We start from the raw sequence: 6,928 nt of genomic DNA, 5'->3' as shown, positions 1-6,928 counted from the left end.
TTACCTCCGGTAGGCTACGCCAACGAGCGTACCGCTCGCGAACACTACCGATCGACAGGTATTGGCACGCAGTCGATCTAAACTTAACATTTATTTTATAATCATACCACCCTCAGTTCTGAGAGCGAACGCGCACGGTAGCTAAAATCTCGATCGCCGCTCTCGCCCATCACATCAATTGTGCTCCCCGATCGATCTGTCGTTACAACTTCAAAGATTCCGTGTTCACTTTTGATTCTCTCGATAGTGCGACTTTCCCAGTACGGGCAATCTCTTTGATCCCAAATTTCTGCAAGACTTGGACGATCGCCACGATTTTACCAGGATCGCCGACTACTTCTAGGGTCAGCGCATCTTCGGAGGCATCGACAACTCGCGCCCTAAAAATGGTTGCCAGATCGATAATTTCCGCACGATTGCTGCTATTGGCATTGACTTTGAGCAGCATCAGTTCGCGTTCGACGCATGGCACATCGGTAACATCCAAGACTTTGAGGATGTTGACCAGCTTATATAACTGCTTGGTCAGTTGCTCGATCGAATGTTCGTCACCATTAACTACCATCGTCACCCGCGATCGACCCTCCTGTTCGGCAGGGCCGACGGCCAGACTGTCGATATTAAACCCCCGGCGGGCAAACAATCCCGCAATCCGCGTCAGTACGCCAGCTTCATCTTCAACCAACACAGAGAGAGTATGTTTCATAATTAGGGGATAGGGGATAGGGGATAGGGGATAGGGGATAGGGAATAGTGAAGATTGTAACTTTCTATCTTTTAGCCTAAAACCTAAAGCCTCAAGCCTCAAGCCTAATCCCTATCCCCTATTCTCTATTCCCTAACTACCAGCGTTATATTGTCCCACAATTTCTCGTTGTCACAATCTTAAAAAATTTGTAATCATCTTTGTGTTTGCAGGCAATTACCCTACATAATAGGTAGGATTTGTTTTTTTACGATGGAGTATTTCAATCATGGGTTTCTTCAAAAAAATGTTCGGCATGGAAAAACCAGCAAATGCTGAAGTCAATCCCGCCCCCGCAGAGGCAGATCCTGAAACTGGTGGTGAAATCGCGCCAGAACGTCTTGGTGTCAATGGTGAATACGACCAAAGTGGTTTAGCCAAGCGCGTTGCCCTAGCTTTCGATGGCGATTCGGATGTGATGGATGTAGATAGCTTATGGGTCGCGCAAACTGGCGGTAGTGTAGTTTTGAAAGGTTCTGTCCCCAGTCAGGAAATTCTTGACAAAATGGTCGAACTGGCTAGCGGTGTCTCTGGTGCAACTGATGTCAGCATAGACCAAGTGACCATCGGCTAGAGTGTCGATGGTAGGGGTAGGGGTAGCGGGTTGGGTCGATCGAGAGTTTGTGGATTCGGATCGGCGTTGACCTCTGCCTCTACTGCCAGGCGGTCGCCAATCTCGATCGTATCGAGCCAATCGCGGACGATCTGATTGACGGTATCTGGAATCTCATCATGGGCGCAGTGACCTGCTCCTGTTAAATTGACTAGTTCTAACAACGGATTTAACTCTACCAAGATCCCCGCCGTCCCTGGTGGGATCATCCGATCTTCTTCTCCCCACAACAGCAGCATTGGCAGCCGCATTGCCGGTAAGAGCTTGCGAATATTTGGCGAGAAATTACTACTAGTCATCCCTTGCATAATTCTCACAAATGCGGCTGGAGCTTCGCGTTCGCGGGCGGGCGTTAGGAAAATATCGATTAGATCGTCAGTGACCCGATCGGGGTTAGCATAAGCGATTTGTGCCCATTTGCGAGCGATTTTAGGCCGACTGACGAGTTTAAATAATCCGTGCAATAGGGGTGGATTGAGGATGACGCGCTTGATCCCGTTGACTAAGGGTTGGATCGGGCGCGGAATCATTTCCTGCTCGGCGGAGAGATCGGGCAGGCTGACCATTACTAGACTATGCGCCAATTCTGGATGTCTGGCGGCAGCCACCAGTGCGACCAAAGAGCCGATCGAGTTACCGACCAAAATCAGCGGTTGCCCGATAAAGGTCTGCCAGAAATCGTAAACTTGAGCGACCCACAAATCGATATCGTAGCGAATATTTGGTTTGCGCGAACCACCCCAGCCGACTAAATCCAGACCGTAGACGGTGTGACGATCGGCTAGAAATTCGAGATTGTGCTGCCAATGACCGATCGAAGCTCCAAACCCATGCAGCAATAGCACTGGCGGCTCGTGAGTGCTAGGATTGCTACTGCGCTGATACGTATACCGAGTTTGCCAACCCCGCCACACCCAATCTCGCTGATTTCCGACCTTTTGATGCCAAGCCTGCAACATACTGTTTCCCTATAATACCGACCGTAGATACAATGTAATCATAATGCCGAGAGGTTCCACACTCAATCCCCGTACGGCGATCTCCACAAGCTTAAAAAATATTAATCTTTCGCTCCCAATCTGCGGATTTTGGGTAAAATAGTTGTATCTAGATAAATAACGACTTTAGTAGTTATTTTATTTAAGTCTAGTCCACTTTTACAGTCACCTGTAATTGAGGATAACCATACCACTTACCCACCAGAAACTCCCATTCCTATTAAATCCCCCATCATCGAGAAAAGACGCACCCGCGATCTTCCTCAAATCAACGAACGGATTCGTTTTCCACAAATTCGCGTCATCGGTACCGACGGCGAACAACTCGGGATTCTCACGCCTAGAGAAGCGCAAGAGATCGCGGACGAAAACGGACTAGATCTAGTGCTTGTCAGCGATAAAGCCGATCCACCCGTGTGCCGGATTATGGACTACGGGAAGTATAAGTTTGAACTCGAAAAGAAAGCTCGCGAAGCGAAGAAGAAGCAGCATACTGCCGAAGTCAAAGAAGTCAAAATGCGGTACACGATCGAGGAACATGACTACCAAGTAAGGGTTAGTCAAGCCGATCGCTTTATCAAGTCTGGCGATAAAGTCAAGGCGACAATTACCTTTCGCGGTCGCGAGATCCAACATAGCGACCTAGCGGAAAAAGTCCTCAAACGGATGGCCGAAGACCTCAAGGAAGTAGCTGAAGTTCAGCAATATCCTAAGAAAGAAGGACGCAACATGATGATGCTCCTGTCGCCGAAGAAAGCTGGCTAAATAAATATAATTTTTAGGTAGGGGTAATCTGAGAGATTGCCCCTGTTTTTAGGTGTCACCCTGCGTAGATGTTCGGGTTCTGTAAGTTTTGGGAAGATTACAAATGGTAACTTGTTGGCGACCTTTGGATCGAGTCAGCCGCACATCGCGCCCCCTGTCATCCTCGAAGTATCGCGTATGACACCTAGCTCGTTAACAAAAAATAACATTTTCAACTCTCAATTTATTGGTGGTGGGATCCGCGTCCCAACCGCCTTTTTTGTGTGCTGCAATCGTTGTGGTTGTATAGATCCCCGTCAATGGTACACATATAAAATCCTCTTATCACGATCGTCAAAAGATCGAAACCAAAACTTATACACTTGCTGATATAGTTAGTTTTAACAAGAAACGTCAACTGGTTCCTGAAGGTTAGGAAATTTATGGCTTACGCGCAAACTCAAACTCAGGCAAAGACTGGGTATAAGGCTGGGGTACAAGATTACCGTTTAACTTATTACACGCCTGACTATACACCCAAAGATACAGATTTACTCGCAGCTTTTCGGATGACTCCCCAACCTGGAGTACCCGCAGAAGAAGCTGGAGCTGCTGTTGCCGCTGAGTCTTCCACTGGTACCTGGACTACTGTTTGGACTGACTTGCTGACCGACCTCGATCGGTACAAAGGTCGTTGTTACCATATCGAACCAGTTCAAGGTGAAGACAATCAATATTTTTGCTATATTGCCTATCCTTTAGATTTATTTGAAGAAGGTTCCGTTACCAACATGCTTACCTCATTAGTAGGTAACGTATTTGGTTTCAAAGCCTTACGTGCATTACGTTTAGAAGACTTACGTATTCCTGTTGCTTATCTCAAGACCTTCCAAGGTCCGCCTCACGGGATCACCGTCGAGCGCGATAAATTAAATAAATATGGTCGTCCGTTACTCGGCTGTACGATCAAACCCAAACTCGGTCTGTCTGCTAAAAACTACGGTCGGGCGGTTTATGAAGTGCTTCGCGGTGGATTAGACTTCACCAAAGATGACGAAAACATCAACTCGCAACCCTTCATGCGTTGGCGCGATCGTTTCTTGTTCGTTCAAGAAGCCATCGAAAAAGCGCAAGCAGAAACTGGCGAAATCAAAGGTCACTACCTCAATGTGACTGCGCCAACTAACGAGCAAATGATGGAACGCGCGATGTTCGCCAAAGAAATTGGCACTCCCATCATCATGCATGACTTCTTGACTGGTGGTTTTACTGCCAACACTTCCTTGGCGAAGTGGTGTCAAGCTAACGGCGTCCTTCTGCACATTCACCGCGCAATGCACGCAGTAATCGATCGTCAAAAAAATCACGGTATTCACTTCCGCGTTTTGGCTAAGTGCTTGCGGATGTCCGGTGGGGATCACCTTCACTCCGGTACTGTCGTCGGTAAACTCGAAGGCGAAAAAGGCATCACCATGGGTTTTGTTGACCTCATGCGTGAAAACTACATCGAAGAAGATCGCTCGCGCGGTATTTTCTTCACTCAAGATTGGGCTTCCATGCCTGGTGTAATGCCAGTTGCTTCTGGTGGTATCCACGTTTGGCACATGCCCGCACTAGTTGAAATCTTCGGCGATGACTCTTGCCTTCAGTTTGGTGGTGGTACAGCCGGACACCCATGGGGTAACGCTCCTGGTGCAATGGCTAACCGCGTCGCGCTCGAAGCTTGTATCCAAGCGCGTAACGAAGGTCGTAACCTCATGCGTGAAGGTGGCGATATCCTCCGTGAAGCTGGTAAATGGTCGCCAGAACTAGCTGTTGCTCTCGAACTCTGGAAAGAGATCAAGTTTGAATTTGAAGCAATGGATACTCTGTAGAAATAGCGATGCGCGCACGCCTTTGTTCCCCGACAGTTTGCGACTGAAATCACGCGGAGGTTGTCTTGATGCAGTTGTATGGGCGGGACACCCGCCCACACTGCATCGCTCCCTCCGCATGTGTTTCAGTCAAGACAGCGCATCAAGATAGTCGATAGTTGATAGTTAATAACGATTAGCGTAATAGTAGTAAATACCGACCGCTAATCGCTATTTCTAACCTCATCACTAATTTCGGTAATGGATCGCAAACAAGTTGCCAAAGCTACGACCAAAGTTATTTCTAGCTACTTGACTTATCAAGCAGTGCAGACTGTTCTGGCGCAATTGACTGAAACAAATCCGCCGCTGGCATTGTGGCTGCGCGGTTTCTCTGGGCAACAAATTCTCCAAGATGGCGAAGTCTATTTACTCGCACTTCTGGGTCAAAACCAGGAGTTAGCCTTCCGCATTATGTCGGTAAGAGAGCATTTAGTCGAAGAAATTATGGAAGATTTGCCAGAGATGGTACTTCATGACATCAAGCTCAAAAACTCTCAGCACCGCAAGCAACAGTTAGAAAAACTATCGCAGCTATCTATTACCGAACCAAACAGCAATTCAGAATCATCATCCGAGCAACTTTAGTTGCAAAGATCCATCATTATCTCAATTATATTTAGCCGTAGAGCAAGACCAAATGCAAACCTTACCTTACGCCCGTCGCTTTGAGACATTCTCCTACTTGCCCCCATTGAGCGACGCTCAAATTGCCAAGCAATTGCAATATATGCTCGACCAAGGCTATATTCCTGGTGTTGAGTTTAGCCAAGAATCCGAGCCTACCCAGCACTACTGGACGCTGTGGAAGTTGCCTTTATTCAATGCGACTACTACTAACGAAATCTTGGCTGAAGTGCGCGCTTGCCGTAGTGAATACGGTCATTGCTTCGTTCGGGTTGTTGGTTTTGACAACATCAAACAGTGCCAAGTATTGAGCTTCATCGTTCACAAACCATAGTTGGTAAAGTGAGTTAATTGTAGTTCTAAGTTTTTAGGACGAATATTTGTTGAGAGAGTAGGGTTAATTCCCTCCTCTCTTTTTTTGTTTGAAATTATCAGCAATCCAAACCATCTTTGGAAGCTACGGCCATCCCCGAGCCGATGACTGTATTGGTGTCGCTAGTCGCTGTTAGATCTGCGGTTGTTCTCAAACGCAAACTGAGATCGGTTCAGTCAAAAGATTAACTAGTAAGAACCAGCTAAAAACGATTCATCAAACGACAGGGCGATCGATTGTCCCTACCTTTGTCGATCGAGAGAGATCGAGATCGGCCAAAAGGAAGACTTGTAAGATCTGCGATCTATGCTTTTATGTAATGTGTATGTCTGAAAAGTGTGGTCGCTACTCGATCGAATCGTTTTGCCGATTTGCACTCCAAACGATCGAGCTAAATCTAAGGTCGGCAAATTAAATGCAAAATCACGAGCTAAATATCTTAGTCCTCAATGCTGGATCGAGTAGTTTCAAATCTAGCTTGTATCGATTGACGCGGCAGCACCTATCGATCGATCCCGTCACGCCATTGTGGATGGGATCGATCGACTGGAAATCCTCTGGGACTGCGATCTTAACCGCAAAAACTGCTAACGATACGGTGCGGGCAGAGCGGACTGGCACCGACCGCACCGCCGATATTCATGACTTATTAAACTGGCTCTGGAGCGACAAAACGCAGGTAATCGAACAGCTCGCTCGGCTCGATATTGTGGGCGATCGCATCGTGCATGGTGGTGAGAAATATCGCCAACCGACTCTCATCACATCCGAAGTTAAAGCTGAAATCGATCGGCTATCGATCTACGCACCGCTGCATAATCCCGCTAATCTCCAAGGGATCGAGGCCATCGCCGCAATCGCTCCCAATCTGCCTCAACTAGCCGTATTCGATACGGCTTTTTATCGAGATTTACC

At 47.4% G+C, this 6,928-nt stretch carries 7 protein-coding genes and 1 pseudogene; 6 read left to right on the top strand and 2 right to left on the bottom strand.

The annotated features are described in order from the left end of the window. Positions 1-202 precede the first annotated feature (202 nt). Positions 203-706: an acetolactate synthase small subunit gene (gene ilvN, locus RMO84_RS02090; RefSeq protein WP_310486799.1), complete on the bottom strand. Its 504-nt coding sequence runs from the start codon at positions 704-706 to the stop codon at positions 203-205. A 268-nt stretch (positions 707-974) separates the two neighbouring features. Between ilvN and RMO84_RS02085 the strand changes: the two genes are divergently transcribed. Then, complete coding sequence (locus RMO84_RS02085; RefSeq protein WP_310486798.1) at positions 975-1,319, top strand: BON domain-containing protein; 345 nt, start codon at positions 975-977, stop codon at positions 1,317-1,319. Here RMO84_RS02085 and RMO84_RS02080 read toward each other — a convergent pair. Further along, positions 1,316-2,317 (bottom strand): alpha/beta fold hydrolase, encoded by a 1,002-nt coding sequence (locus RMO84_RS02080; RefSeq protein WP_310486797.1) that lies wholly within the window; start codon positions 2,315-2,317, stop codon positions 1,316-1,318. The genes RMO84_RS02085 and RMO84_RS02080 overlap by 4 nt on opposite strands. Before the next feature lie 258 nt (positions 2,318-2,575). On the opposite strand from RMO84_RS02080, the gene infC reads away from it, so the two are divergent. The 5 genes and pseudogenes from infC to RMO84_RS02055 all read left to right on the top strand — a co-directional run. Beyond that, on the top strand, positions 2,576-3,121 hold the full coding sequence (gene infC, locus RMO84_RS02075) for a translation initiation factor IF-3 (protein ID WP_396135744.1): 546 nt from the start codon (positions 2,576-2,578) through the stop codon (positions 3,119-3,121). Between the two features lie 422 nt (positions 3,122-3,543). After that, positions 3,544-4,974 carry a form I ribulose bisphosphate carboxylase large subunit gene (locus RMO84_RS02070; RefSeq protein WP_310486796.1) on the top strand — a complete coding sequence of 477 codons (1,431 nt, stop codon included), beginning with the start codon at positions 3,544-3,546 and terminating at the stop codon, positions 4,972-4,974. A 240-nt stretch (positions 4,975-5,214) separates the two neighbouring features. Further along, the gene (locus RMO84_RS02065; protein ID WP_310486795.1) at positions 5,215-5,601 is read left to right on the top strand and encodes a chaperonin family protein RbcX; all 387 of its coding nucleotides are present in this window, start codon (positions 5,215-5,217) and stop codon (positions 5,599-5,601) included. A gap of 52 nt (positions 5,602-5,653) precedes the next feature. Then, on the top strand, positions 5,654-5,974 hold the full coding sequence (locus RMO84_RS02060) for a ribulose bisphosphate carboxylase small subunit (RefSeq protein ID WP_309736798.1): 321 nt from the start codon (positions 5,654-5,656) through the stop codon (positions 5,972-5,974). Positions 5,975-6,428: 454 nt separating this feature from the next. Further along, positions 6,429-6,928: pseudogene (locus RMO84_RS02055) on the top strand (acetate kinase); the annotation flags it as partial.

This window comes from Chamaesiphon sp. VAR_69_metabat_338, from assembly GCF_031423935.1.
GTDB lineage: Bacteria > Cyanobacteriota > Cyanobacteriia > Cyanobacteriales > Chamaesiphonaceae > Chamaesiphon.
The sequence above is the reverse complement of the archived record's forward strand: the minus strand, read 5'-3'. Positions and strand labels throughout refer to the sequence as shown.

What these genes read in the sequence shown, in the direction of transcription:
- ilvN (WP_310486799.1), bottom strand. Translation starts at nt 706, where the DNA reads ATGAAACATACTCTCTCTGTGTTGGTTGAAGATGAAGCTGGCGTACTG.
- RMO84_RS02085 (WP_310486798.1), top strand. Translation starts at nt 975, where the DNA reads ATGGGTTTCTTCAAAAAAATGTTCGGCATGGAAAAACCAGCAAATGCT.
- RMO84_RS02080 (WP_310486797.1), bottom strand. Translation starts at nt 2,317, where the DNA reads ATGTTGCAGGCTTGGCATCAAAAGGTCGGAAATCAGCGAGATTGGGTG.
- RMO84_RS02070 (WP_310486796.1), top strand. Translation starts at nt 3,544, where the DNA reads ATGGCTTACGCGCAAACTCAAACTCAGGCAAAGACTGGGTATAAGGCT.
- RMO84_RS02065 (WP_310486795.1), top strand. Translation starts at nt 5,215, where the DNA reads ATGGATCGCAAACAAGTTGCCAAAGCTACGACCAAAGTTATTTCTAGC.
- RMO84_RS02060 (WP_309736798.1), top strand. Translation starts at nt 5,654, where the DNA reads ATGCAAACCTTACCTTACGCCCGTCGCTTTGAGACATTCTCCTACTTG.